The sequence below is a fragment of the Kyrpidia tusciae DSM 2912 genome, from assembly GCF_000092905.1.
Lineage (GTDB): Bacteria > Bacillota > Bacilli > Kyrpidiales > Kyrpidiaceae > Kyrpidia > Kyrpidia tusciae.
Genome location: NC_014098.1, coordinates 2,564,375 through 2,588,775, shown reverse-complemented (window position 1 = coordinate 2,588,775; position 24,401 = coordinate 2,564,375). Strand labels below are relative to the sequence as shown.

Here is a 24,401-nt window from a genome sequence, read left to right as displayed (position 1 = left end):
AAAAGATGGGAACGATCCGGTTGAAACGCGCATACGAACCGGCGGATCTGACGGACGGGAGACGAATCCTGGTGGATCGCCTGTGGCCCCGGGGTCTCGCCAAGGCCGAGGCGAGGATCGATCAGTGGATGCGGGAGGTGGCCCCAAATCCTGAGCTCCGCAAGTGGTTTGGCCATCAGCCCGATCGATTCCCTGAGTTCCGCCGTCGGTACGAGGAGGAGCTCCGGAGCGATCCCGTGCATCGCCGGTGTGTCGAGGAGATTCTGCACGCGGCGGAGCGGGAGACGGTCACCCTGGTCTATGCGGCCAAGGACGAGGTCCACAACCACGCGGTGGTCTTGCTGGATTGTTTGTACCATTGGCGAGAGTAAAAAGGATTCGCGGCTTTGGTGTCGAACTAATAAGGAGGCCAAGGGCAATGGGAAAGCCGGGGTTCTGGCGAGGCCCCGGTGAGAACCAGGCACAATGAAACGACCATTTGGTTGAGGCTGGGGGGAGGTTTGGGTGGTACACGCCCGGGATCTGTTTGATTTAACTGGGAAAGTGGCGATCATCACCGGTGGGGGGAGGGGATTGGGCCGGGAGATCGCACTGGGGTACGCGGAGATGGGGGCCGATGTGGTGCTGTGTTCCCGAAGGGTGGAGAATTGTGAGCAGGTGGCCGAAGAGGTGCGGGCTTTGGGACGACAGGCCCTGCCCTTGGCGTGTAACGTGGCGGAACCGGAGGATGTGCGCCGGGTGGTGGATGAGTCCCTGAAGACCTTTGGCCACATCGATATTCTTGTGAATAACAGTGGCGCATCCTGGGGAGCGCCAGCGGTGGATATGCCCCTGGACGCCTGGCGTAAAGTCATGGAGACCAACGTCACAGGCACGTTTTTGATGTCCCAGGCGGTGGGGGGGCACATGATTGAGCGGGGGCAAGGCGGGCGAATCGTCAACATTGCCTCGGTGGCGGGTCTTGTCGGATCTCCTCCGGAGGTGCTCGATGCCGTGGGGTACAGTGCCAGCAAAGGGGCGATCATCAGTTTAACCCGGGATTTGGCTGTAAAATGGGCCCGGTACAACATCCTGGTGAACGCCATTGCCCCGGGATTTTTCCCGACCAAGATGAGCCGGGTGATCCTCGAACGAAACGGAGACACCATTCTGCGGGGGACGCCTCTGGGGCGATTTGGCGAGGAAGGTGAATTAAAAGGTGCGGCCATCTTCTTAGCCTCACCGGCATCGAGCTATGTGACCGGCCATGTCCTGACGGTGGACGGGGGCTCCAGTGTGATGTGATCTGTCGAACCGGGTGATGGTCTCTGGGGGCGGAAACGAACAAGGGTGAGGTGGGGATTGAACCGATCTGTTCACCGGCGTTAACCAATCACCGAAGTCGTAGCAACGAATAGGATGCGAAGGGGAGACGCAAAGGTGTCCATCGATGCGGTAAAACGAATCGGCGTGGTGGGTTCCGGAGCGATGGGAACCCAGATTGCGGCGGTGTGCGCTTTGGCCGGGTATCCGGTCAAGGTGCAGGATATCGCGACCGAGAGCCTCGAACGGGCCCGGCAGGTGCTGACCGAGCAGTTGGAGAAACGGGTACAGAAGGGGAAATTATCCCGGGAACAGGTGGACGGAGCCTGGAGCCGGTTGTCCTGGACGACGGATCTCGGCGAAGCGGTGAGGGATGCGGACTACGTGATTGAGGCGATCGTGGAGAAGCTCGATGCCAAAAGGGAGCTGTTCGCTCGGTTGGATGAGCTGGCACCGGCCCACGCCATCCTCGCCACCAACAGTTCCACCATTGTCAGTTCAAAAATCGCCGATGCCACCAGGCGGCCGGAGAACGTATGCAACATGCATTTTTTCAATCCGGTCCTGGTCATGGAACTCGTCGAAGTGGTGATGAACCCCCAAACTTCTGAGGATACGGCAGACACGGCGGTGGAACTGTGTCGGCGAATCGGCAAAACCCCGATTCTCCTAAAAAAAGAGATCTCGGGATTTGTCGCGAATCGGCTGCTCATGGCTTTGTTTAAGGAAGCGATGTATCTCTATGAACAGGGGATCGCCGATTTTAAAGACATCGACTTGGCGGCGACCAAGGCCCTGAACCACCCCATGGGTCCCTTTACGCTCATGGATTTTACGGGGCTTGATGTCAATTATTATGTCATGCAGCAACAATACGCCGAAACCGGGGACCCGGCCATGAAGCCGCCCGAAATCCTGCGAGAGAAGTTCGAGCGGGGAGAATTCGGGAGAAAATCCGGCAAAGGGTTTTATACGTACGAGTAGGCGGGTTGCAGGGACAAGCCTTTCTGCGTACACTGGGGATGAGAGAACTCCAGGGTGATGGAGCTCACCAATGGCTGCGCTGCGCAGATGATGGCTCCTACTGACAGTGGTCAGTAGGAGTTTCTTTTTGAAAGAGCCCGGGCGTTTGCCGGGTCTTGGGGTCTTGGAGCGGGAGGCGGTAGAAAAATGTTGTGGTGGGCTCTGGCGGCAGGCGGCATCCTGGGAAGTCTGGCGCGCTACGGGTTATCGTTGCTACAGCCCTCCACGGGCTGGCCCTGGGCGACATTTGGAATCAATCTTTCCGGGGCGTATGTGCTGGCCCTCTTCCTCACCCTGGCTTTGGAACGGTGGTCACTGCCCGCGGCGGTGCGCCTGGGAGTCGGGACGGGATTCGTGGGCTCGTATACCACCTTTTCCACCCTCGTGCTTGAAACCTTGCATTTGGTGACAGGGGGGCATCCTTGGGAAGCCCTGCTCTATCTCCACGTCAGTGCAGCGGGGGGGTTGTTGTTAGCCTATGCCGGCCATCAGACGGCGATGGGCTGGATACATCGGAGGGGTCAAATATGATGTCGTTGTGGGTGGCGATCGGCGGGGTTCTCGGCACCTGGGCCCGGTTTGCCCTCGGGAATTGGGTGGCTCGGAAGTGGATGCCGCTGTTTCCGTATGGCACGTGGATCATTAACCTGACCGGGGCGTTTTTCCTCGGCGTGCTGGCCGGGCGGGAAGCCGGGGGCGCCCTGTCCGCGACTTGGTATGCGCTGCTCGGAACGGGGTTTTGCGGGGCCTATACGACGTTTTCGACTTTTTGTTATGAGGCGTTTTTTCTCTGGTGGGAAGGAAATCGGAAAAAGGCCGTGGTATATGTGGCCACATCGCTGTATCTCGGGCTTTTGGCGGGTGGCCTCGGGCTGTGGCTCGGGAGTGGCAAGATCTGAGGGGAGCGAGCGACCGGGCGGGGCCGACCGGATGACCGGCCCATCTCTCGACCCAATATTTTAGTTCGTGATATAATGGATCGGAAAGGAAGGGGCACAGATGAAGCAGATGGAACCGGATCCGGCGGGGTTGGAGCGCTTCTTTGAACATTTGCAAGCAGTGAATCGATACGTTCGGGGGGGATGGTTCGGCGAGCCCCGCCGGCAACCCACCCGGGTGCAGTGGATAATTCTAAGGAAGCTCCAGCGGACTGGCGGGTGTTCGGTGGGGGAGTTGGCCCAGAGGGTGGATGTCGGCCCCAGCGCCATGTCCCAGATGTTGGACCGTCTGGAACGGGTGGGATGGCTCAGCCGGGAGCCGGATCCCCGGGATGCCCGGGGTCGGACCGTCCGCCTGACGCCCCGGGGGGAAGAGGTGGTTCGGGCGGTGGAGCAGGAGTGGATTCGGCGGCTCGCAAAGCCCTTTGCCCGCCTGGAGTCCGACGAGCAAAAACAACTTTTGGCGTTGATGGATAAATTGGCCCAGTTCGTCAGGGAAGAGGGGCGATGAGGATGACCTCGGATTTCGAGGGGCGGGAAAGATCGCACGGTGGGGAAGGAGTGGCCGTCTCCGGGCTGAAGGATTCTCCGGTGAGCCGGGGTGTGTCGGGGACAGAATGGACGGTGAAGGTACAGGGTTTACGAAAGCGATTCGGCGAAGTGTGCGCCGTGGACGGGGTGGATTTTGCCGTGGCGGAAGGGGAGTGTTTTGGTCTTCTCGGCCCCAATGGCGCGGGAAAATCCACGACGATCAAGATGTTGATCACCCTCTTGCGCCCAGATGACGGGGAGGCCTTTGTGGCGGGATATTCCGTGCGTCGGGCGGCAGGCCGGGTGCGGGGGGCCATCGGGTACGTGCCTCAGATGCTGAGCGTGGATGCCACCCTCACCGGCTATGAAAATCTGTTGCTATTTTCCCGCTTTTTTGGTCTCCCCCGCCGGGTGCGCCGGGAGCGGGTGGAGGAGACGCTGGAATCGATGGGTCTGGCCGAAGCGGCCCACCGGCCGGTGAGGACGTATTCGGGGGGCATGATCCGACGGCTGGAGATCGGCCAGGCGGTGATGCACCGCCCCAAGGTGCTGTTTCTCGATGAACCCACGGTGGGGCTGGACCCCGTCGCCCGGCAGGGGGTCTGGGATCACATCCGCCGGCTTCAGCAGGAGGCAGGGATGACGGTGGTGATGACCACTCACTATATGGAGGAAGCCGAATCTCTCTGCCATCGCGTGGCGATGATGAGCCGGGGGCGCATCGCCGCCCAGGGCACGCTGGAGGAGCTGCGGCTGGCCGCCGGCAAGCCCGAGGGTACCTTGGAGGACGTGTTCGTCCATTATGCCGGCGCCTTTGAAGAGCAGGGGGGAGGGATGCGGGATGTTCTCCGAAGCCGACGTACGGCCAGGCGCCTCGGTTAAACGAGCAGGGGCTCCGGGGTTGTACCTGCTTCACGTCTGGACGCTGATCGAACTGGAGATCCTCAAACTGCGCAAAGATCCCACCGAGCTGTTCATGCGGGCGGTGCAGCCGGCGTTGTGGCTGCTGGTGTTCGGGCAGGCTTTCAGCCGCATCGGGATGATTCCTACGGGCAAGACCACATACCTCGCTTTTCTCACCCCGGGGATCCTCGCCCAATCTGTCACTTTTATAGCGATTTTTTACGGGATCTCGATCATCTGGGAGCGGGAGACGGGACAATTGCAAAAATTTCTCACGACGCCGATGCGGCGTTCGGCGATTTTTTTGGGCAAAATGCTCGGTGCCTCAGTCCGCTCCATCGGCCAGGCGGTGATGGTGCTGATCCTGGCTTTGTTGCTCGGGGTGCACATCTTGTGGGGCCCCGGGCGGATTCTGGGCGCCCTGGCCACGGTGGTCCTCGGTGCGGCCTTTTTCTCCGGGATGTCGATGGTGCTGGCGGCGCTGCTCCGCACCCGGGAGCGGATGATGGGCATCGGCCAGGTCATCACCATGCCGCTCTTTTTCTCATCCAACGCCCTTTACCCCACGACCATCATGCCGGATTGGCTCCGGGTGATTGCGACGATTAATCCGATGAGTTATTTGGTAGATGGACTGCGGGGACTGCTCCTTGGGACTCCGGCGCACCTCGGGGTGGATTGGGCGGTTCTCGCCGGGGCGGGTGCGGTGATGCTCATTCTTAGTACAGTTCTCTTTCCCCGGCGGATGGCGGCTTGATGGGAGGTGCGAAAGTGGAGCAGGTCAGACGGGAGCACAGCTTGTTGGATACTTCCGGTGGCAGTGAGGACATCGGCGGAGTCCGCAAATGGTTGGTATTGGCGAATGTGGCGGTCGGCACCTTTATGGCCAACCTGGACGGAAGTATCGCCAATGTGGGGCTCCCGACGATTTCGGAGAGTTTTCATGTGCCCTTGGCCTCGGTCCAGTGGGTCGTCACAGCGTATCTATTGACGATCTGCGCCCTTTTACCCACAGTCGGAAAATTGTCCGACCTGCTCGGACGGGGGCGGCTGTACAATCTCGGGTTTGCCCTGTTCGCCATTGGGTCGGCCCTCTGTGCGGTGTCCGGATCGGTGGGGATGCTGATCGGGATGAGGGTAGTGCAGGCAGTGGGGGCTTCGTTTTTGATGGCCAACGGTCAAGGGCTGGTGGCCACCACCTTCGGCCCCCGGGAGAGGGGACGGGCGCTGGGGATGATCGGTACCACCGTTTCCCTGGGGACGCTCAGCGGCCCGGCGTTCGGTGGGTTGTTGATCGAGCATTTCGGATGGCCGGCGATTTTTTGGGTGAACGTACCGATCGGTGCCGTGGCATTCTTTGCGGGTTGGCGGATTCTTCCCCGGGAGAGGGGCGGCGGGAGAGAGCCCTTTGATCTGGTGGGGGCCGGGATGTTCGCCGTGGGGATCACGGCCCTGTTGTTCGCTGTCTCCGGGGCGGAGGGTCGGGGCTGGACGTCTTGGCCGACCCTGGGAGGCATCGGAGCCTCCCTGCTGGTCCTGGTGTTGTTTTACCTGCGCGAGGTGCATATCCCCCATCCGATGCTCGATTTCAGTCTGTACCGAATTCGCATGTTCTCCACTGGAAGCGCCGCGGCGTTTTTGTCCTTTGTTTCGTTGTTCTGCGTCAATGTGATGATGCCCTTTTTCATCCAGACGGTGATGCACCAATCCCCGGCGGTGACGGGGTATGTCATGGCGGCGAACCCGGTGGTGATGGCGGTGACGGCGCCGCTGGCCGGGTGGTTGTCCGACCGTATTGGCCCCTATGTGTTGACCACCGGGGGGTTGACGCTCAATGCTCTTGGATTTGTCGCTTTGAACATGTTGTCGCCCGAAGTCAGTCCTTGGGTGGTGGCGGGGCATCTCGCCGTATTCGGACTGGGCCAGGGGTTATTTCAGTCCCCGAACAACTCCAGCATCATGGGCTCGGTGCCCCGTTCGAAGGTAGGGCTGGCCGGGGGGTTGAATGCGCTGACCCGAAATCTGGGAATGGTCTTCGGGATCTCCCTGTCGGTGTCGTTGTTCACCTACCGGCTGGGGGTTCTGTCCGGGGCAACGGACGCAGGTCCCGGGGACATTGGTCCCGTGGAGGCGGGCGGAGTTGTGCAGCCGTCTCCGGAGGTGTTTATGGGTGCGATGCACACGGTGTTCTGGGCCGCTGCGGTCACCTGTGTGCTGGGGGCGGTGGTGTCCTCGCTGCGTGGCGGGCGGAGGACGGCTGGGGGGTCGGCGAAGACGGCGGAGTGATGCCGACAGCGGAAGATGGGGCCGCCGCCGGGGCCAAGGGCGGTCAAGCAACCAATGGCGCTCCGCAAGTGCGATGCCGGGCCCGCGCCAACACCGGCGCCCTCTATTAACTTTTCACAATTTTAATGGAGAAATTAATTCTTTATACGCTTGGACGATCACTCGGTTGTCTGTGCCCATCACGATGTATCTAAAACCTTTACCCATTTTTTGCATCGCTTGTTCTGCGTTTCGCACATAAATACCCGGAATTTTATCATAATTAAGAGAAACTTCAAGAACTTTTTCTTCGGCTTCAATCACTTTTGGATGATTGATTTCTGAGGGCACACCCAGGGATATGGACATATCGAAGGGCCCTAAAAAGATCACATCTATGTTCGGCACTTGTGCAATATACTCAAGGTTATCCAAGGCTTGTTTCGTTTCACATTGAATCACAAGAATCGTATGTTCATTGGCCAACCTGAAATATTCTCCAGGAGGAATGTTCCCATAGTCTGCAGATCTGGTCAAAGCTCCTCCCCGATTCCCCAATGGGAAATATTTTGCGGAATTTACAATTCCAACTGTTTCATCAAAAGTTTCTATTTGGGGAACTTGTATTCCATGTGCACCGATGTGCTCGATTTGAATGCGCTGCTGCTCAGCGGCATGCAGCTGAGCGGCCAATTGTGTGACCAAACCTTCGTCAAGCATCACGATCCTCTCTCCCGCTGCTCTTAGTTCCAGCTCTTGGCCCCAAAATGCCGTTCGAGTATCGGCCGCATGATGTCCCATCGCTCGAGCTGCGCCCAGTGACCGGAGCGGTCGAGCACAATGAGTTCCGCGTGCTTGAGGTGCTGCAGCAGATAAAGGCTTGTATCCAGCGGCACGATGCGATCCTGGCGGCCGTGGAAGAGCAGCACTTCGTGCGGAAGCTTGCCCAGCACGGAAGGCGGCATCACGAGGCTTTCTATCCCGGTCCTCATGGAATCGATCATCTTTTCCGCGATCGGCATCACGTCCGGGTTGGTCGCGATCTTGTACCGCTCGGAGACGATCTGATCCATCCCTTCGAACTTGTCCGGATCATAAGCAAAGCTGTGCATCATCTCCCGGTACCGTGCGGGACGTGGATCGGAATAGAAGGACAGGAGACGAGTGAGCTCCGGAGTGCGCGGCGCCGGCGCACCGATCGAGCCCATCAATGCAACTTTCAGGAAGCGCTCCGGCGCCTCGCTGAGCAGCTGGAGGGTGAGCGCTCCGCCCATCGAGTTGCCTACGATGTGCGCCTTCTCGATGCCCAGATGATCCATGAGACCGAGGACCTGTTCGACCCGGATGCCGATCCAGGCCATGATGTTGCCCGGAATTGGATCGGGGATCGCGGATTGGCCAAAGCCGATGAGATCGGGGGCGACGACGTAAAAGTTCTCGGCCAAATCGGGCATCAGATGCCGCCAGTTGGAGGCCGCATTGGCGCCGGGGCCCGCGCCGTGCAGCAACAGCACCGCCGGTTTGCCGGAATCACCGGCGAGCAAAATGTGCGAAGTCAATCCTCTCGCTTCCACACGCTTTTCGGTCACTTGGGTTTTCGATGCCATCACAATCCCCTTCCTCCCAAACAAACTAAACAAACAGCACTCCGAGAACCGGCCCCGAAAGTGGTTATACTGTTCACACTCACGCGCCTTACTGATAAATTTAAAAAACTAAACCTTAATTGGTTAATGATGATAGCTGATAATGTTTTAAAGATCAAGTCCTTCTTTGTGCGAGCCTTTTTCGATGTCCCTTTTTCCCCGAACCTCGGCACGAAGCAGATCGGCGTGAGTTCGGCACGACCATGATCTGGTCGTGAAATCCGCAAGTTGTGGATGCTTCCCGAAGTCAGGAGTCCCAAGGGCTTCCGGTTCAATGGCCGGAACGGATGCGGATTTCATTTGATTGACAATATATCTGATGTCTGATAAGAGTTAAAAATAATCGCTGAAGTAAGGGGGGTGAAATGCGCGTCTGTGACATCCGGACGATTTAGTTTTATTGCAATCATCAGACTTCGTTTCTGGGAGGCGGATAAGGATGTCAACACAACACGAGTCGACTCATCCTGGGATGTCTATCGAACGTGTAACCCATTATCGCTTTGTCGTCGCTGCCGTTCTCTTTGTGACGCTGCTTATCGCTTATTTGGACCGCGTCAATGTATCCGTGCTCGTCGCCGACAGACAGTTTCTTCAAGATATGGACATGATCGGCAATGCGGTTCGCATCGGACTGTTGAATACGGCATTTTTGCTTACATACGGCATCGCGAACATCGTTTTAGGACGGGTCGGTGAACGGGTCGGGGCAAAGACGGCGATGCTCATTGCGGTGGCCATCTGGGTCGTTGCAATGGCATTGGGCGGCGCGGCGACCGGTTTTGCCATGATTATGAGTACCCGTATTTTGCTCGGCATCGGTGAAGGGCTGCACTGGCCCATGCAAAGCATTATCGTAACCCATTGGTTCCCCGAGTCGGAACGGACGAAAGCAAACGCCGCTTGGCTTTTGGGCCTGTTCGTGGGACCGATGATCGCCGCCCCCTCTTTTGTGTACATCATCAGCCATTGGGGATGGCGCAGCAACTTTTTCGTTCTAAGCGTTCTAAATGTTCTCGCCATCCTGTTGATCGCATGGTTTGTCAATGCGCGTCCATCGCAGTCTCGCTTTGTCGGCGCGTCCGAGAGGGCCTATATTGAAGGCGGCGGGCAGGGCGCACCCGCGGCGCAGACCGATGTCGCCCATCACAGCGCAGTGGAAAATTACTTGACGGATTATCGTTTTTGGTTTCTCACCGTGGCATATATGTCGTCGCAAAGCATATTCTTTGGTCTTACGGCCTGGCTTCCTAAATACCTCCAGGAAATTCGCGGATTTTCATTTTCTTCCTTAGGTGTGTTTGCTTCCTTGCCTTATATGGTTGCTGTGGTATTTTTGGTGGTGTTCGGTTATTTAGCAGACCGGGTGAAAAGGCGGGCGCCGTTTATCGCCGCAGGCTTGACGTCGGCATCCGTATTCATATGGGGCGCCGCCGTCGTGACGGACAACCGGATGAGCGCGTATTTCCTCTCGCTGGGCGTCGGCAGCTTAGGGATTGGCCTGTCGTCTTATTGGTCTATTTTGCAGCGGATGGTTCGCCGTTCCGTCATCGGCGCCGCCGCCGGGGTGATGAACGGCGTCGGGATGATTTTTACGGCTTTGGTTCCAACGATCATCGGATATTTTATCAAGTGGAGCGGCGGTTCGTATAACGGAGGGCTGTTCTTTCTTGTCGCACTGGGCTTGCTCGGTGCGTTGCTGATGGCGGTTTTGTCGCTCAGGAAAGAATGACGGATAAGACCGGTGAGCCTTTTCTCGATCGCCCGCAGGGTGATGCGGGCCCCTTGTCTGTCCAAGTTGCTCGGCGGTCATGGTTTGCGAAGTTCCAGGCTGTTGAAGGCCCCTTCTCAGAGCTTGAGAAAATCCGGTATCATACGGATATAGGAGATGGGAGGGGTTTCGGTGCAGGTGCCTGTAAAGCGAATCTTAGAAGTGTTGGAACAAACGTATCCCGGCGCCAAGTGTGCCCTCGACCACCGGAATCCCTTTGAGCTACTGGTGGCCACGATCTTGTCCGCCCAGTGCACCGACGAGCGGGTGAACCTCGTCACCGGGCCGCTCTTTGCCAAGTTCCCCACGGCTGAGGATTTCGCTCGGCTTTCGCCCGAGGAGCTCGAGCCCCACATTCAGTCGTGTGGACTGTATAAGACTAAATCGAAAAATATCGTCTCGGCTTGCCGGATTCTGGTGGAGGAGTACGGTGGCCAGGTGCCGAAGAGCCGCGAAGCGCTCCAGGCCCTGCCCGGAGTGGGGAGAAAGACGGCCAGCGTGGTCCTCAGCAACGCCTTTGGGGTGCCCGCCATTGCGGTGGACACCCACGTGTTTCGGGTGGCCAACCGCCTGGGGCTGGCCGATGCCACAACTCCCGAAGAAACGGAACGCCAACTGATGAAGCGCATCCCCAAGGCGAAATGGTCCGCGGCTCACCATTGGTTGATCCACCACGGGCGCCAGATCTGCTCGGCCCGCTCCCCGGGCTGTGATCGCTGTCCGCTCTCCCGTTACTGCCGCTTTGCGCGGGAAAGGAGACGGGGAGAGGAGTTGGCCCAAGGACGGCGGCCGCAAAGGTCGAGAGCGGGGGCCGGAGGGATCACGGAAGGCTGAGGTGGGTGGCGTTCCCCTCTGTGCCCGTGGAGCCCTGGCCGGGGCCGGGGCGAGGCGGGTGCCGGCCGGACCGGCCCGAGCCACGCCGATGATGTGAACTGAGTTTCGTCTCAACGGGCCTGGTGCCGAAAATTCCGTTTTTGCCGGGAGATGCGTCTCGAAGCTTGAATCATGCCCGGACGAGTCCCCCTCCTGCCTGACCGCGGTTTTCGCCGCGGAGGAGGTGTACCTGCCCTGGGTCCACTCGGCCTGGTGCGGGATCGCTCCTTGCGCCTGGGATCGCTAGGCGGCATTTGCTCCCGGGCCGCGGGCAGACACCAGAAAAAAGTAGACGACAAACAGGATCATAAAGATAACGCCCCATCGCAAGAAGGCCGGCAATGTCACGGGAGTCACCTCCTCGGGTGTGAAATGGACCGGCCGGACGGGGACGCAGCCCCGGGGAGGCCGTCCCCGTAAATCTCTCACCGCAGAAGGTCGGGCGGCGGCCAGGGTAAGTCGTAGATGGACCTTTGTACCGAGGCGGTGTGGGGCTTAGCACCCGGCTTGGGTTGCTGCCCGGCGGCCCGGGGCCCTGCGTTTCCCTGGGCCGGTCCTGGTAATGGGCGCCGCTCTCTTGGTGGGGTTGCGGGTACCGGCGGGTAACCGTATCCCGTCCATCCCGGCCCGGGCCAGGATTCGACCCCGGGCCACGATCCCATGGCCGGGCCGTGGGGACCGAACTCTGGAGCAGCTGGTCTGAGGGGCGCCGGTGCCTCGGAAGGGCCCGCCCGGTTACCCGGCGATGGGAAGGACGGTGGATTTTGACCAGAGCCAGACCCCGGTCCCGAGGCTGTCCTTCCCGAGGAGGGCCGGTCGCTTCGGCCTGTGGAAGGGGCCGGAGACGACTGGGGGAGGCCCGGTGGCTCCGCGCTGACCCCGGGCGGAGAGAACCGCGGAGAACCGGGAGGGCTGCCGGGCCCGGGCGGGATTCCGGGCCCCGGCGGCCAGGAGCCTGGGGCGGGTGGCCAGTAGCCCGGCCCGGGCACCCCCCAGGGCATCTGCCCGGGGATGGGACCTCCCACGCCGGGGCCGCCGGGCCCGGGCCCGTGTGCCGCACGCGTTTCCGGCCGGGATTTTTTTGCTCCAATCCCGCGCAGCCATTCGATCAGCTGTTCGGGAGTGACGTCTTTCGAACGCCAATCCGGCAAATACTCTTTTACAGCGTCCTTGATCACCGCGTGGGCCGTCGATTTCACCATATCGAGCAGAATGGGGGTCCCCAGAACTTTTCGCAGTAAATCGGAATTTTCCAGACCCTCCGGAATCAAGGATCGGCGGATCATTTCAGACCCGTGGACAATCAGGGCCATGTATTCCGACACATCGAGGTTCAATGCCGCCGCTTCCCGGCGCATGCGACGCATCAAATCCCCGGGGACGCGAAAGTGGCCGGGTGACGCTTTGGTTTTGCCCTTCCCGGATGCGCCCGTTTTCGGCCTCATGGCGGACGACTCCCCTTCCTCATCGGGCGTTGCGACTCTCCCTTCTAGAGAATGCACCCACCTGCCTGGGGGTGACACCAGCACAAAAAATCGAGGAACCGAGCCAAGTCGATTCCCCGTTCGTAGCCCCTTTCCCGCCGGTTTAACGCGGCCCCTGTTGTTCCTCCGGCAAGTGCACCGGTGTCCCGCAGTACATGCATCCATCCTCCCGGCCGATCATCTTCGTTACCCGGTGGCAGTTCGGGCATTCCACCTGGGGGAGCCGCATGGAAACAGCTCCCACGCGAAAATAAATCCCGATGGCCCACATCAGGATTAGAAATCCTGCAGCCAAGGTAAAGGGCAACACGGTGTGAGGCCAGAACACCCCCAGGTACATCACGGCAAAGGAGACGAGCATGAGGAGAAGAGCGATGTTGCGCAAGCGATTCAGTTTCACCGGGTCCATCTCCCTCGTACAAGCGCTTCACCTCCATTATGAACACATGGGTCGGGAAAATCCATCCCAACCCGCAGGATTCTCGCGTCGGCAGTGACCCTGAATCGCCATCGCCCGGATTGGTCCGGGCCGGCTCAGCCCCCGGTTTTCCAAATTCGCGAGACAGCCTGCTGAAAGCGGCCGACAAACCGGGCCGGATTACCGCCATCCTCAATATAAGCTGCATAACCTTGCAACTCCGCCACGGAAGAAGTGACGGTGGTGATCCGCACAACTTTGACCTCGGGTAGGGCTTGGCGCACGATCTTCTCCACCCGGGCTGCGGTGGGGTGGTCCAATTTTCCCGTGTCCGCCCCTCGGGGCGGGATGACCGGCCGGGTTGGATCGAGCCCCTCCTGGGCGATTCGTTTGGCTTCCGGACTGTCGTCCGGCCCGATCTGGTGAAATCCCACGTAGGCGTTGCGACCCTGAAGCAACACCACGGCTCCCCGAATGCCCGGCAGGCGGTTGAGCTGGTCTGCCACAGCCCGGGCAGACAGGAGGCCGGATCGGGGATCGCCATACACGCCGCGGCTGTCGTGGGGGACCCGGCTGAGGTTGGGGCTGTCGTTCAAGATCCGGGGCTGACTGGGAATGGCCTGTTCCCGCAATTCCTTGGCCCGCTCGGCACAACCGGTCAACAGGGTTGCGGCCAAGGGGGGGATCAGGAGGGTGGGGAACCATTTCATCGGGCATTCCTCCCTTATCGGCGATTTCAGAAGGATCGCTGGGTAAAGGTCGTCGCTGCAGATCTGCTCCGGCGGGTCCGGGGGACCGGCCGCTTCTTGGCTTCCGAAGATTGGCTCAGAAGGCGTTGAACCACGGCGTCCGGGCTCTGGTGATCGGGGTCCGCTTTCCCGAGATCAACGGTATCCGCGACGCCTGGTTCCCCCAGGCGGTACACGCGCTCGTCCAGTTGTGCAAAAATATACGGAGATAGGCCGGCCAGTTTTCGGGCACGCGGTATCTCGATTCCCCCTTCTCACCCTTCAGATTTCCCAGCCGGTTGGCCGCCTATGTAAATTTGGCTGTTGCACGGATAGAGCGGACGGCGGCAGCGGTTTGTTATAATCGGGGATGAGGTGAGGTCGTGAAAGAAGTGACGATTTACACAGATGGTGCCTGTTCGGGAAATCCGGGCCCCGGGGGTTGGGCGGCGGTCCTGTTGTATGGGGATCACGTGCGGGAAATGGCCGGCGGGGAAGAACATACCACCAATCAACGGATGGAGCTCCTGGCGGCGATCTATGCCCTTCGGGCCCTCAAAGAACCCTGTCGCGTGCGGCTCTTTAGCGATTCGGCGTATCTGGTGAATTGCTTCCGCCAAGGATGGCACCGGCGATGGCGGGCCAATGGGTGGCGCAACAGCCGGCAGGAGCCCGTTCAGAATCGGGAGCTGTGGGAAGAACTCCTGCGGCTGACCGACGTGCACCGGGTGGATTTTGAAAAAGTACAGGGCCACGCCGGCGACGCGTGGAATGAGCGGTGTGACGCCTTGGCCCGGGCCGCCACGCCTTCACCGGGAGGAAGGGCCGGTGGCGGTCCTTCACCCCAGCGATGAACAAAGACCAAGCCCGGGCCCAGGAGGCCGGTCCAGGAGAATGGGAGATTTCGCGCCGACAGTTGGCCGGGATGGCGGCGGAGCTGGGATTGAAGGCGGCGGCCATGCCGGCGCTCCCCCTCAGATCTTTGGGCCGGATTCTCGAAAAACGCCGGCAGGCCGGGTGGATGTGCGAGTTTGAAGCGGAGAATACGGCGGATCGCATCGACCCCTTGAGGAGCCTTCCCTGCGCGCAATCGGTGGTGGCGGTGGCCATGCCCTACCGCAACCGGCGGTGGGATACCCCTCGCCCCCCGGGTCTCAGGGGCGCGCTTTCCAAGTACGCCTGGGGAGAGGACTACCACCGGGTGTTGCGCGGGCGACTGGGGGCCTTAGCGGACCGGTTGGCGACGACGGCTGGCCGGGAAATCACCGTGCGGGCGGCGGTGGACACCGGCCCTTTGGTGGAGCGGGCCTTCGCGGAAGCGGCGGGTCTCGGGCGGGTTGGCAAGAACGGATGTCTGTACGTGGAACCTTACGGTTCCTGGGTGTTTCTGGGCCTCTTGCTGACGGATTTGCGGATTGAACCTGAACGGACCGATCCACCTGGGGAAGTGGGGAGTTGGCGGAATGAAGGTCCCCGTGTGGACGGTCAGGCTGACCCGGACGTTTTCGCCTTGTGCGGGACCTGCGATCGCTGCCTGCGGGCCTGCCCCACCGACGCCTTTGAGGCGCCGGGAGTTCTCAATGCCAATCGCTGTCTATCGTATGTGACCCAGATGAAAGGCCTTCTTCCGGAGGAATTTCAGGCCCCCATGGGCACGCGAATCTGGGGGTGCGACATCTGCCAGGCGGTCTGCCCGATCAATCGCCGGGCGGCCTGCGCGCCGGAGCACCTGGAAGAGATCGGTGAACCCGGGCCTGAGTCCGACCGGGAATTCCTCGATCGCGCTTATCCCGACCTGGTCGAGCTTCTCACCATGTCCCGGCGATCTTTTGAGCGGAGGTTCGGGGTTACGGCGGCGGCGTGGCGGGGGGTGCACACCCTTCGCCGAAACGCCGCCTCGGCGCTCGGAACCTGGCGGGATCCCCGGGCGGTCCCCCCGTTGATCGATCGGCTGGGCGATGGGCGGCCCGAGGTGCGCAGCGCCGCCGCCTGGGCCCTCGCCCGGATCGGCACCCCCGAAGGGTGGGCCGCCCTGGCGAAGGCCGCCGAACAGGAGACGGACTCCCGGGTGCGGGCCCGGATGGAGGCTTTGCTTTCACAACAGGGCTTGCCGGCGAAACCACTCTAAGAATTTTTTCCGGGCCGGCTCCTCCCGGACGCAGCGGCGAAATTCTCTGAGAACCTGGTCGTCGTGCCGGTCCCCCTGCTGCCAGCGGTGGGTTGTGCGCCAAAAGCGGTGGGGAAACGCCAAGAAGGCCTGCAGAAGGCGGTATTCGACCCGGGTCAAAGTGACGGCGGTATTGTATTGCAGGATGCCGGTCAACGCCAGTTCTGGCGCCCAATTGGCCTTTTGTAGGCCCCGTCGCAACAGGTGGGCCAGATCCAAAGTGCGGGGGGCGTAGGCGAGGTAGTCAAAATCCACCAAGTACACCACCTGACCTTTGCGGATCAGGTTGGATGGAGTCATATCCATGTGGCACACCGCCGGGCTCTCCCGTTCCTGCTCGAGGCGGCGCTGGCACTCCGGGGCGAGGAGCCGGTCGAGAGCTTCATGGGCCTGGCGGAGGAACACCGGGGCGTGCTCCAGATAGAAGAGGTCATCGTCCGGCTCTTCGTTGATTTCGGCTCGTTTTAGCGCCTTTTCCATTTCTTCGGTTCGCCGGGAGAGCCGGCTGACAATGTCGAAAGCAGAGGGGAGGTTATGGCGCTCTTCCCCGGTGCTTTCATCGGTGACCCAGCGATGGGTCAGTTGGTGGAACTTGGAGAGACTTTGCGAGGCTTTTGCCATGTCCGCCGCTGAAGACAAATCCACCTCCCGACCGTCGATCCACTCCATGGCGTAGTACAATCCGTCATCCCCCCGGACAAAGGGCGTGTCTGAAGCCCGGGTCGAGCCGGTGTGCCGAGGGGTGATCCAGCGGGGCACCGGGCCGCCCCGGCGAGAGGCGTAATCCAGCGCGCGGTGCATCGCCTCCACATGGAGGGGACTGTGGGGGGAACGCTTTAAGACGAGGGTGGTCCGGGCGCTTTGCAATCGGAGGGCGCTGCCGTGTCGGGACACCCGGGTAAAGACATAGGGATAGGCGGCCAATACGCTGGAGTCGAAGCCCCACCGCTCCAACTCTGTCCGCACCCCCAGGGAGGTAACGGCGATGGATTCCGAAGATTTGGCCGTTGGACGGGGCGTGGGGCGGGGGGGAGACGAATCCCCGGCGTGGCCGGCCGCCGGGGAGGCCGATTGTTTTGGCTTTCTCGTGGGGGACGGCGGCCTCGAGGGCTTCGGCCGCACGTGGACCTCGGGCAGGTCCCCCTCCCCCTCTTCCTCGTCCCAGGGGCTTTCCGGTTCTGAGGCGGGAGTGGAAGGAGCGGGTTTTGCCCAAGATGGCTTCTTCTTGTCCCCCGTTCCATTCTTGACGGCCTTTGCCTGGTTCTTGGCCGAATTGCCCTTTTCAGGGGCTTCACCGGCCTTCGCCAGGAAGGCGGGGGGAGTTGTAAATTCTTTCCATAAATGTTTTAGCCAAGGTGGGATGGATTCGGCCATGGAAAGTCACCTCCGAGCATCGGCATCATCGTAGCCTATGAAGCCCGGAGGGCGGCGGTATAGACGGTCGCCCCTCACCGGGCGCCGGCTTCGCCCAAAGTTTCCCAGACCTCCAGTTTGGTGCGCACCCGGCGGATGACCTCGTCGGTGAATTCCGTTGTGCTGGTGCTGCCCCCCAAATCTGCCGTTCGCACTCCGTCCGCCACCGCCTCCAGGGCAGCTTCGTAGATCGCCCGGCTGGCTGCCGTGGCATTCTCCGTGTCGAAGTAGCTTAAAAGGGCTGCCCCGGCCAAGATCATGGCCATGGGGTTGGCGACATTCTTTCCGTACAGAGCGGGCGCTGTGCCATGGGGCGCCTCCGCCATCACCACTTTGGGCCGCAAATGATCATCCACGGATAACAGGAGGGACTCCGACCCCGCGATGGAACCGAACATCTGGAGAACGAGGTCGCTCATGCAATCCCCGTCCCGGTTGAGGGTGGGGATCACCAAGGGTTCTCCGCTGGTGGTTAACAGGAGGGCGTAGGTGGCGTCGATCAATTGCGGCTCGTAGCGGACCTCCGGGTGCCGCTTTGCCGCCTCATCCAGTTCCTCCTTGAGCATTCCTTCGTACACAGGGCTCACGGTGTATTTGGGCCCACCAAAAACTTTTGCCTTCATCCGTTTGGCCTGCTGGAAGGCGAATTCCGCCACTTGTCGGCAGACCCTTCGGGAGATGTGTTCGGTTCGGTACGCCACCTCATCAAGACCGTTTCCCTCCCGCCATTCTTTCGCTCCGTAGGCGTCGTCCACCGCCATCCGCACCACGGAGATCGGTGCGTAGACCCCGGTTAGAGGGGCCCGCCCGGGGATCCGGCGACCCGTGCGCACGATGACCGTTCCGTCGATCTCTTCCCGTAGAATCGCGTTTGGACTCCCCACGTCTCCTTTCGCTTCCGGGGTGATGGTGGCCGCCTTGATTCCCAGGCCGGTTTCCCGCATCGCCGCTGCGGCCTCGTGGACCACGTGGTTCCGCGTATCCCGGCGGTGTTGAAGACTCAGGTCGAAGCGGCGAAATTCGATCTCAAACCCGATGACCGAGGCATCGAGCACTCGAAGCGCCTCTTCTAACAGCTCTTGCCCGGTCTGGTCTCCTTCCATGACGATCACCGTTTTCTCAGCCACTGTATTACCCCCTGAAATCTGCATAATTTCCACCCGGTTTTAGCGTGCCCCGGTTTCTGCCGTTTGGGTTAGCCGGCGGTGAGGAGTTGGCGAATCACCCGGGCGGAGGTCATGACGGCGGGCGCAAAACGGTTCATAGCTTCCGGAGTGAACCGATCCGCTGGCCCGGAGACGGACAAGGCGGCAACGAGGGCACCGCCCCGATCGAAAACGGGCGCCGCCACCGCCGCTGCTCCCGCCTCCCGCTCCTCGATACTGACGGCGTACCCATTCTCCCGAACCTGCTGCAATTGGCGGAGGAACTCTTCTCGATCGAAACGGTCCGGGACTCTCGGATCGTTGAGCGTTTCATCCACCACTTCGGGGGGCGACCAGGCCAGAAGGACTTTCCCGGATGCGCCGACGTACAAAGGAAGGCGCTGGCCGATATTGGCCACCCGGCGGACCGGTTGATGGCTTTCCACCGCCTGAATGCGAATCCGTTCCGTGCCAGAGCGAATGTAGAGGCTCACCGTTTCATCCAACAAGTCACGCAGCCGGGTCATCTCCGGCAAAACTAACGTGGAGAGATCCCCGGATTGGTGGATATTGCTAACCAGTTCGAGAATGCTCCAACCCAGGCGGTACTTGTCTGTGCGGGGGTCCCGGCGGATGAACCCCCGGCTTTCCAACGAGGCCAAAAGCCGGTGAACCGTGCTTTTGTGCAGACCGACCCGCTTTGAAATTTCGCTCAAACCCAGTTCCATCTCGGTACTGGAGAAACACAGAAGTATGTCCATCGCCCGCTCCACTGCTCGGACTGTGCCACGTTGTCCCTCCGCCACGCCCGCATCCTCCCCGACCCTGTTTCACCTTACAAAACTTGGTTTCATTCCGTAGTTTATCACAGCCTTTTATCAGCTGAAAAGGGATGAACCGTTCCGTTTGCCGCATATGAAAAAAGGAGAGGCGGTCGCGAGGAGGCGGGGGCGGTGAACCACCCGGGGTGGGCCGACGCAATTCGCACGTATTATGAACAGAAAAATCAACTCTGGTTCCGGGGCGGAACGGGGCTCAGCCGGATGGTGGCGTCCTTTCGCGTCCACGGTTGTCAGGAAGCCCTGCTGTGGTACCGACGATTGGCCCGTCGGCGCCGGACGGTCCTCCAATCCGTTACTCGGGTCGACACCCGCCGGGTTCACCGACAACTGACAAACGGGCCTGGTGATCCCAAAAGTCAAAAACCGGCGTCTCTGCGCATATCCACTGAAAAACTGTGGGTGGACGTCTTGGAACACGTGCAACTGCTGTACCGGACCGGGGAAGACGTTGGAGAAGAACGGCGAATCTATCCTTGGCGTCTCTCCCTCCTTCCGGCGGGTGGCACATGGACAATTGTGGAAGAGCGGCCGCTGAATGATGCGGATCGGGCGGTTTGGGGAACTTCCCCCCAGGAGCAAGAGGGGAAAAGTGCGGACCGGGCTCCGGGATGGTGGAGGGAGCGCTGGCGCAAGTTGTTTTCTTTCCGCCGCTTTGACCGCCTGCAGGTGTTCAAATATGCCGAACTCTGGTGGGACGGGTACAATCCACGTTTTCGCGCCTTTCGGGTCGATTGCACCAACTTTGTTTCCCAATGCCTGTGGCATGGGGGTCTCGCCATGGAGCCCGCCGAGCGGCCGGAGCAAGGGTGGTGGTACGCCTGGAAGGAAGGCGGTGAGGACCGCTGGAGTCTGAGTTGGGCTGTCTCCCACAGTCTGTATTGGTATATGGTGCAGAAGGCCAGGGAAGGGAAAGTGCGGTTTGTGGACCTTCCCCAACGCTTATACGTGGGGGACATCATCCTCTACGACTGGAACGGGGATGGAACGTGGCAGCACGCCGCTGTCGTTGTTGATTTTGATCCCGAGGGACAGCCCTTGGTGAACGCCCACACCACCGCGAGTTACCATCGACTTTGGGACTATGGCGACAGCCCGGCTTGGACCCGTGAAACCCGATATGCCTTTATCCACATTGAGGACGGGTAAGCCGAAACCGTCCGGTCTCGGGCCCCGGATGCCCCCATCTACCGGCTTTTACCTGCTGTCATAAGATCGAGAAAATGTTTCAGGATCCGGGCGGTGAGTCCCCAGATCACTTTCCCTTTGTACTCGTAAAAATACTCCGGTGTCTGTCCCCGGGCCCAGGGGTAGTCGCGTCCGCCGGGAATACGGTGGAAGGGGAAAGTTTCCTCGGGGTGCACGTCCAGGTGGACGTGGTGCACCTCCGGGGGATGACGGAGAAAGTAATTCACGGGTACACAAAATACTTCTTCGACTTCATCCGGGTTTGGATGCAGGGGCTCGGGGGCAATCCGGCACACGTAGGGGTAGACGATGGTCCGCCACGGGTTTACAAGAATGTCGAGCGGCCCCAACACCTTGATGCGATTTTCCGGCATCCCCAGCTCTTCCCCCATCTCCCGAATGGCCGTCATCGCCGGATCTTCTCCCGGTTCCACCCGCCCTCCGGGGAAACAGATTTCGCCGGGTTGGCGGCGAAGCCGGTGGGAGCGCACTTCAAAGACCAGCTGCCATCCTCCGTCTCCCTCCCGGAGAGGCAGGGCCACGGCCGCCTGCACCATCCCTTCGCTGCCCAGAATCCTCGGTTTTCTCTCCTTTAGGAAGTTCTCCAACGCGTCTGTTTCCATGCCATTGTTCCCCATCTTTCGCCAAGGCTCGGGATTCGACTTACAAAATCCATTATAGCTCCAAAGTCGCGCTTTCGGGATGATCCGAAGGGCGAATCGACACACTGGGAATAGGCACAGCAGTCCGGGTTTGACGAAACAGCTTGGTAAAACGTTCACGAAAAAGAGGAAATGCGCTACACTATAGCTGTTTGCAACAGGGACACCGATCATGGTAAAAGGCGAGGTGCAAAGTGATGGCAAGTCAGGACGTATTTCAAACCCGGCGGACGCTTGAGGCGGGAGGGAAGCGTTACGTCTATTACAGCCTGCCCGCCCTGGACAAACAGGGCGTGGGCCCGATTTCTCGACTCCCCTATTCCATTCGGGTGTTGTTGGAGGCGGCACTTCGGCAGGTGGACGGCAAAGGGGTCACCGAGGAACATGTCAAGAAGTTGGCCAATTGGCAGGAGAGTCACCGTCATCCGGTGGAGATCCCCTTTAAGCCGGCCCGCATCGTTCTCCAGGATTTCACCGGCGTGCCTGCGGTGGTGGACCTGGCGGCGATGCGGCGAACGGTCAAAGAGATGGGCGGCGATCCGGGCAAAATCAACCCCTTGGTCCCGGTGGACCTGGTGATCGATCATTCGGTTCAAGTCGACCTGTACGGCACCCCCGAGGCTCTGGAGCGCAATGTGGAGCTGGAGTTTCAGCGCAATGAAGAGCGCTATCGGTTTTTGCGCTGGGCCCAGGGTGCTTTTGAGAACTTCCGGGTGGTCCCACCGTCGACGGGCATCGTCCACCAAGTGAACCTGGAGTACTTGGCTTCTGTGGTGGGACGGCGGGAAGAAGGGGGGGAGACGGTTCTCTTTCCCGATTCCTTGGTCGGCACCGACTCCCACACCACCATGATCAATGGCCTGGGCGTTCTCGGTTGGGGCGTTGGCGGCATCGAGGCGGAAGCCGGGATGCTGGGCCAGCCGCTGTATTTTCTCATCCCCGAAGTGATCGGGTTCCGGCTGACCGGCCGCCTGCCAGAGGGGTCGACGGCCACAGATCTGGCGCTCACGGTGACGAACCTTCTGCGCAAAAAGGGCGTGGTGGGGAAATTCGTCGAGTTTTTCGGCCCCGGATTATCCTCTATCACCGTGGCGGACCGGGCGACGGTCGCCAACATGGCGCCGGAATACGGCGCGACGATGGGGTATTTTCCCGTCGATGAAAGAACGTTGGATTACCTGCGGTTGACCGGGAGAAAGGCGGAAGATGTCGCTTTGGCGGAGGCGTATCTGAAAGCCCAGGGGCTGCTTCATACCGAAGAGGCTCCCGAGCCGGTATTCAGCGACATCGTGGAACTGGATCTCTCCACTGTGAAACCGACGTTGGCGGGTCCGAAGCGGCCCCAGGACAAGGTGCCGTTGCCGGATTTAAAGGCGTCCTTTGAAAAAGCGGTGGAATCGCCGGTGGATCAGGGCGGCTTTGGATTCGGCAAAGAGGGCCTGGCTCGTACTTCGGATGTAAAATACCCGGACGGCGGCCGGGAGACTCTGCGCACCGGCGCGGTGGTCATCGCCGCCATCACCAGCTGTACCAACACCTCCAATCCCTCGGTGATGATCGGTGCGGGCTTGCTTGCGAAAAAGGCCGTGGAAAAAGGGCTGACAAAGCCGCGCTATGTGAAAAGTTCCCTGGCTCCCGGCTCCCGGGTGGTCACGGCCTATTTGAAGCGGGCGGGGCTGTTGCCGGCCTTGGAGCAGCTCGGTTTTGCGGTGGTGGGATACGGGTGCACCACCTGTATCGGGAACAGCGGCCCCCTGGATCCCGAGGTGGCCGAGGCCATCCAGGAGAAGGATATGACCGTGGCGGCGGTACTCAGCGGCAACCGAAACTTTGAGGGCCGGATTCATCCCCTCGTCCGGGCGAACTATCTGGCGTCTCCGCCTTTGGTGGTGGCCTACGCCCTGGCCGGAACGGTGGATATCGACCTGTCAAAAGAACCCCTGGGGACGGATCGCGACGGCAACCCCGTATATCTCAAAGACATTTGGCCGTCTTCCGAAGAGGTCCAAGCCGCGATTCAACAGGCGGTGACGGCGGAATTGTTCTCCGAGGAGTACGCCCATGTGCTCACGGCGAACCAGAGGTGGAACGCCCTGCCCACTCCCGAAGGGGAACTGTATCACTTTGACGCCGATTCGACCTACATCCAAGAACCGCCCTTCTTTGTCAATCTGAGCCGGGAAGCTGGTCATATCGCGGATATTCGCGGTGCACGGGTTCTGGCTCTGTTGGGGGATTCGGTGACCACCGACCACATTTCCCCGGCGGGGAGTATCGCGCCGAATTCCCCCGCGGCCAAATACCTCATGGAGCACGGCGTGGAGCGCCGGGATTTCAATTCCTACGGCTCCCGGCGGGGCAACCACGAGGTCATGATGCGGGGAACCTTCGCGAATATCCGGATTCGAAACCTGTTGGCCCCGGGCACCGAGGGCGGGGTGACGGTGTATTTGCCCACCGGCGAGACCATGCCGATTTATGATGCGGCGATGAAATACCAGGCGGACGGCACGCCCCTCGTGGTCTTGGCGGGCAAAGAGTACGGCACCGGAAGTTCCCGGGACTGGGCGGCGAAGGGCACGATGCTCCTCGGTGTCAAAGCGGTCCTGGCTGAGAGCTTTGAGCGGATCCACCGTTCGAATCTGGTGGGGATGGGGGTATTGCCCCTCCAGTTCACCAAAGGAGAGAGTTGGAAGAGCTTGGGGTTGACCGGGAAAGAGCGGTTTGACATTCAAGGCCTCTCTGATGACATCCAGCCCCTGTCCACCGTCCGGGTGACCGCGGTGGATGAAGATGGCGGGCGCCTAGAGTTCGACGCCTTGGTGCGCCTGGACTCGGTGGTGGAGATTGAATACTACCGGAATGGCGGGATTCTGCAAACGGTGTTGCGGCAACTGCTGAACGGTTGAACGGCTTGCTCCCGCCCGGGCGGGGCGGTGCGAGCAGTTCGGTACGGGTGAACTCACGAAACAAGGGCGCTTTCGGGCGCCCCTGTTTACATTATCGGCCAATTCACTTCAATCCTCTGATTCCCATCATGCTCCCTTCATCCCGGTATGCTCCGAAGAGGGGAGGAACATGGGTGCCGGCGGCATCCCCCGGCCC

The 24,401-nt window shown here is 60.6% G+C and carries 23 protein-coding genes and 1 riboswitch; of the genes, 15 read left to right on the top strand and 8 right to left on the bottom strand.

What is annotated here, in order from left to right:
* Nucleotides 1-5: 5 nt before the first annotated feature.
* From BTUS_RS12855 to BTUS_RS12815, 9 genes are all read left to right on the top strand, one after another.
* Nucleotides 6-371: a DUF488 domain-containing protein gene (locus BTUS_RS12855; RefSeq protein WP_013076503.1), complete on the top strand. Its 366-nt coding sequence runs from the start codon at nucleotides 6-8 to the stop codon at nucleotides 369-371.
* 133 nt (nucleotides 372-504) lie between these two features.
* Complete coding sequence (locus BTUS_RS12850) at nucleotides 505-1,284, top strand: SDR family oxidoreductase (RefSeq protein ID WP_013076502.1); 780 nt, start codon at nucleotides 505-507, stop codon at nucleotides 1,282-1,284.
* Nucleotides 1,285-1,419: 135 nt separating this feature from the next.
* Complete coding sequence (locus BTUS_RS12845) at nucleotides 1,420-2,286, top strand: 3-hydroxyacyl-CoA dehydrogenase family protein (RefSeq protein ID WP_013076501.1); 867 nt, start codon at nucleotides 1,420-1,422, stop codon at nucleotides 2,284-2,286.
* Between the two features lie 44 nt (nucleotides 2,287-2,330).
* A riboswitch (Fluoride riboswitch) is annotated at nucleotides 2,331-2,393 on the top strand.
* 79 nt (nucleotides 2,394-2,472) lie between these two features.
* A complete protein-coding gene (locus tag BTUS_RS12840; RefSeq protein ID WP_013076500.1) occupies nucleotides 2,473-2,856 on the top strand; it encodes a fluoride efflux transporter FluC in 384 nt (127 codons plus the stop codon).
* Complete coding sequence (gene crcB / locus BTUS_RS12835; RefSeq protein ID WP_013076499.1) at nucleotides 2,853-3,224, top strand: fluoride efflux transporter CrcB; 372 nt, start codon at nucleotides 2,853-2,855, stop codon at nucleotides 3,222-3,224. Before BTUS_RS12840 ends, crcB begins: the two co-directional genes overlap by 4 nt.
* A 100-nt stretch (nucleotides 3,225-3,324) precedes the next feature.
* On the top strand, nucleotides 3,325-3,774 hold the full coding sequence (locus BTUS_RS19110) for a MarR family winged helix-turn-helix transcriptional regulator (protein WP_013076498.1): 450 nt from the start codon (nucleotides 3,325-3,327) through the stop codon (nucleotides 3,772-3,774).
* Nucleotides 3,771-4,676: an ABC transporter ATP-binding protein gene (locus tag BTUS_RS12825; protein WP_245543312.1), complete on the top strand. Its 906-nt coding sequence runs from the start codon at nucleotides 3,771-3,773 to the stop codon at nucleotides 4,674-4,676. The genes BTUS_RS19110 and BTUS_RS12825 overlap by 4 nt, the downstream gene beginning before the upstream one ends.
* Nucleotides 4,636-5,454, top strand: a complete 819-nt coding sequence (locus BTUS_RS12820; protein WP_013076496.1) for an ABC transporter permease — start codon at nucleotides 4,636-4,638, stop codon at nucleotides 5,452-5,454. The genes BTUS_RS12825 and BTUS_RS12820 overlap by 41 nt, the downstream gene beginning before the upstream one ends.
* A gap of 14 nt (nucleotides 5,455-5,468) precedes the next feature.
* On the top strand, nucleotides 5,469-6,983 hold the full coding sequence (locus BTUS_RS12815) for an MFS transporter (RefSeq protein WP_013076495.1): 1,515 nt from the start codon (nucleotides 5,469-5,471) through the stop codon (nucleotides 6,981-6,983).
* 114 nt (nucleotides 6,984-7,097) lie between these two features.
* Here BTUS_RS12815 and BTUS_RS12810 read toward each other — a convergent pair whose 3' ends face one another.
* Nucleotides 7,098-7,682 carry an HpcH/HpaI aldolase family protein gene (locus tag BTUS_RS12810; protein ID WP_052300634.1) on the bottom strand — a complete coding sequence of 195 codons (585 nt, stop codon included), beginning with the start codon at nucleotides 7,680-7,682 and terminating at the stop codon, nucleotides 7,098-7,100.
* Nucleotides 7,683-7,705: 23 nt separating this feature from the next.
* Nucleotides 7,706-8,569 (bottom strand): alpha/beta fold hydrolase, encoded by an 864-nt coding sequence (locus tag BTUS_RS12805; RefSeq protein ID WP_041304305.1) that lies wholly within the window; start codon nucleotides 8,567-8,569, stop codon nucleotides 7,706-7,708.
* Between the two features lie 478 nt (nucleotides 8,570-9,047).
* Here BTUS_RS12805 and BTUS_RS12800 point away from each other — a divergent pair, with 478 nt between their 5' ends.
* Together BTUS_RS12800 and nth are read left to right on the top strand one after the other, a co-directional pair.
* Complete coding sequence (locus tag BTUS_RS12800) at nucleotides 9,048-10,340, top strand: MFS transporter (RefSeq protein ID WP_013076493.1); 1,293 nt, start codon at nucleotides 9,048-9,050, stop codon at nucleotides 10,338-10,340.
* Nucleotides 10,341-10,511: 171 nt separating this feature from the next.
* Entirely contained in the window at nucleotides 10,512-11,213 is a 702-nt protein-coding gene (nth, locus tag BTUS_RS12795; protein ID WP_013076492.1) for an endonuclease III, read from the top strand.
* Between the two features lie 1,626 nt (nucleotides 11,214-12,839).
* On the opposite strand, the gene BTUS_RS12785 is transcribed toward nth, so the two are convergent.
* Together BTUS_RS12785 and BTUS_RS12780 are read right to left on the bottom strand one after the other, a co-directional pair.
* Complete coding sequence (locus BTUS_RS12785; protein ID WP_041304296.1) at nucleotides 12,840-13,145, bottom strand: YgzB family protein; 306 nt, start codon at nucleotides 13,143-13,145, stop codon at nucleotides 12,840-12,842.
* A gap of 125 nt (nucleotides 13,146-13,270) precedes the next feature.
* Nucleotides 13,271-13,864, bottom strand: a complete 594-nt coding sequence (locus BTUS_RS12780; protein ID WP_013076489.1) for a hypothetical protein — start codon at nucleotides 13,862-13,864, stop codon at nucleotides 13,271-13,273.
* A gap of 401 nt (nucleotides 13,865-14,265) precedes the next feature.
* On the opposite strand from BTUS_RS12780, the gene rnhA reads away from it, so the two are divergent.
* The gene (gene rnhA / locus BTUS_RS12770) at nucleotides 14,266-14,736 is read left to right on the top strand and encodes a ribonuclease HI (protein WP_013076488.1); all 471 of its coding nucleotides are present in this window, start codon (nucleotides 14,266-14,268) and stop codon (nucleotides 14,734-14,736) included.
* The gene (locus tag BTUS_RS12765; protein ID WP_013076487.1) at nucleotides 14,733-16,010 is read left to right on the top strand and encodes an epoxyqueuosine reductase; all 1,278 of its coding nucleotides are present in this window, start codon (nucleotides 14,733-14,735) and stop codon (nucleotides 16,008-16,010) included. The genes rnhA and BTUS_RS12765 overlap by 4 nt, the downstream gene beginning before the upstream one ends.
* Here BTUS_RS12765 and BTUS_RS12760 read toward each other — a convergent pair.
* From BTUS_RS12760 to BTUS_RS12750, 3 genes are all read right to left on the bottom strand, one after another.
* Entirely contained in the window at nucleotides 15,978-17,423 is a 1,446-nt protein-coding gene (locus BTUS_RS12760) for a phosphotransferase (RefSeq protein ID WP_013076486.1), read from the bottom strand. The two genes, BTUS_RS12765 and BTUS_RS12760, sit on opposite strands and share 33 nt — an antisense overlap.
* A 74-nt stretch (nucleotides 17,424-17,497) precedes the next feature.
* Nucleotides 17,498-18,613, bottom strand: coding sequence for an isocitrate/isopropylmalate family dehydrogenase (locus BTUS_RS12755; protein ID WP_407635219.1), 1,116 nt, complete (start codon nucleotides 18,611-18,613; stop codon nucleotides 17,498-17,500).
* Nucleotides 18,614-18,657: 44 nt separating this feature from the next.
* Nucleotides 18,658-19,413: an IclR family transcriptional regulator gene (locus tag BTUS_RS12750; protein WP_013076484.1), complete on the bottom strand. Its 756-nt coding sequence runs from the start codon at nucleotides 19,411-19,413 to the stop codon at nucleotides 18,658-18,660.
* Between the two features lie 147 nt (nucleotides 19,414-19,560).
* Here BTUS_RS12750 and BTUS_RS12745 point away from each other — a divergent pair, with 147 nt between their 5' ends.
* Nucleotides 19,561-20,595, top strand: a complete 1,035-nt coding sequence (locus BTUS_RS12745; RefSeq protein WP_013076483.1) for an amidase domain-containing protein — start codon at nucleotides 19,561-19,563, stop codon at nucleotides 20,593-20,595.
* Between the two features lie 38 nt (nucleotides 20,596-20,633).
* Here the strand turns inward: BTUS_RS12745 and BTUS_RS12740 are convergent, their stop codons facing one another.
* Entirely contained in the window at nucleotides 20,634-21,257 is a 624-nt protein-coding gene (locus BTUS_RS12740; RefSeq protein WP_013076482.1) for an NUDIX hydrolase, read from the bottom strand.
* A 236-nt stretch (nucleotides 21,258-21,493) separates the two neighbouring features.
* Here BTUS_RS12740 and acnA point away from each other — a divergent pair, with 236 nt between their 5' ends.
* Entirely contained in the window at nucleotides 21,494-24,205 is a 2,712-nt protein-coding gene (acnA, locus tag BTUS_RS12735; RefSeq protein WP_013076481.1) for an aconitate hydratase AcnA, read from the top strand.
* The last annotated feature ends 196 nt before the right edge of the window (nucleotides 24,206-24,401 follow it).

Coding starts and splice junctions, on each gene's coding strand:
- BTUS_RS12855 (WP_013076503.1), top strand. CDS start 6: ATGGGAACGATCCGGTTGAAACGCGCATACGAACCGGCGGATCTGACG.
- BTUS_RS12840 (WP_013076500.1), top strand. CDS start 2,473: ATGTTGTGGTGGGCTCTGGCGGCAGGCGGCATCCTGGGAAGTCTGGCG.
- crcB (WP_013076499.1), top strand. CDS start 2,853: ATGATGTCGTTGTGGGTGGCGATCGGCGGGGTTCTCGGCACCTGGGCC.
- BTUS_RS19110 (WP_013076498.1), top strand. CDS start 3,325: ATGAAGCAGATGGAACCGGATCCGGCGGGGTTGGAGCGCTTCTTTGAA.
- BTUS_RS12825 (WP_245543312.1), top strand. CDS start 3,771: ATGAGGATGACCTCGGATTTCGAGGGGCGGGAAAGATCGCACGGTGGG.
- BTUS_RS12820 (WP_013076496.1), top strand. CDS start 4,636: ATGTTCTCCGAAGCCGACGTACGGCCAGGCGCCTCGGTTAAACGAGCA.
- BTUS_RS12810 (WP_052300634.1), bottom strand. CDS start 7,682: ATGCTTGACGAAGGTTTGGTCACACAATTGGCCGCTCAGCTGCATGCC.
- BTUS_RS12805 (WP_041304305.1), bottom strand. CDS start 8,569: ATGGCATCGAAAACCCAAGTGACCGAAAAGCGTGTGGAAGCGAGAGGA.
- BTUS_RS12800 (WP_013076493.1), top strand. CDS start 9,048: ATGTCAACACAACACGAGTCGACTCATCCTGGGATGTCTATCGAACGT.
- BTUS_RS12785 (WP_041304296.1), bottom strand. CDS start 13,145: ATGGACCCGGTGAAACTGAATCGCTTGCGCAACATCGCTCTTCTCCTC.
- BTUS_RS12780 (WP_013076489.1), bottom strand. CDS start 13,864: ATGAAATGGTTCCCCACCCTCCTGATCCCCCCCTTGGCCGCAACCCTG.
- BTUS_RS12765 (WP_013076487.1), top strand. CDS start 14,733: ATGAACAAAGACCAAGCCCGGGCCCAGGAGGCCGGTCCAGGAGAATGG.
- BTUS_RS12760 (WP_013076486.1), bottom strand. CDS start 17,423: ATGGCCGAATCCATCCCACCTTGGCTAAAACATTTATGGAAAGAATTT.
- BTUS_RS12755 (WP_407635219.1), bottom strand. CDS start 18,613: ATGCAGATTTCAGGGGGTAATACAGTGGCTGAGAAAACGGTGATCGTC.
- BTUS_RS12740 (WP_013076482.1), bottom strand. CDS start 21,257: ATGGAAACAGACGCGTTGGAGAACTTCCTAAAGGAGAGAAAACCGAGG.
- acnA (WP_013076481.1), top strand. CDS start 21,494: ATGGCAAGTCAGGACGTATTTCAAACCCGGCGGACGCTTGAGGCGGGA.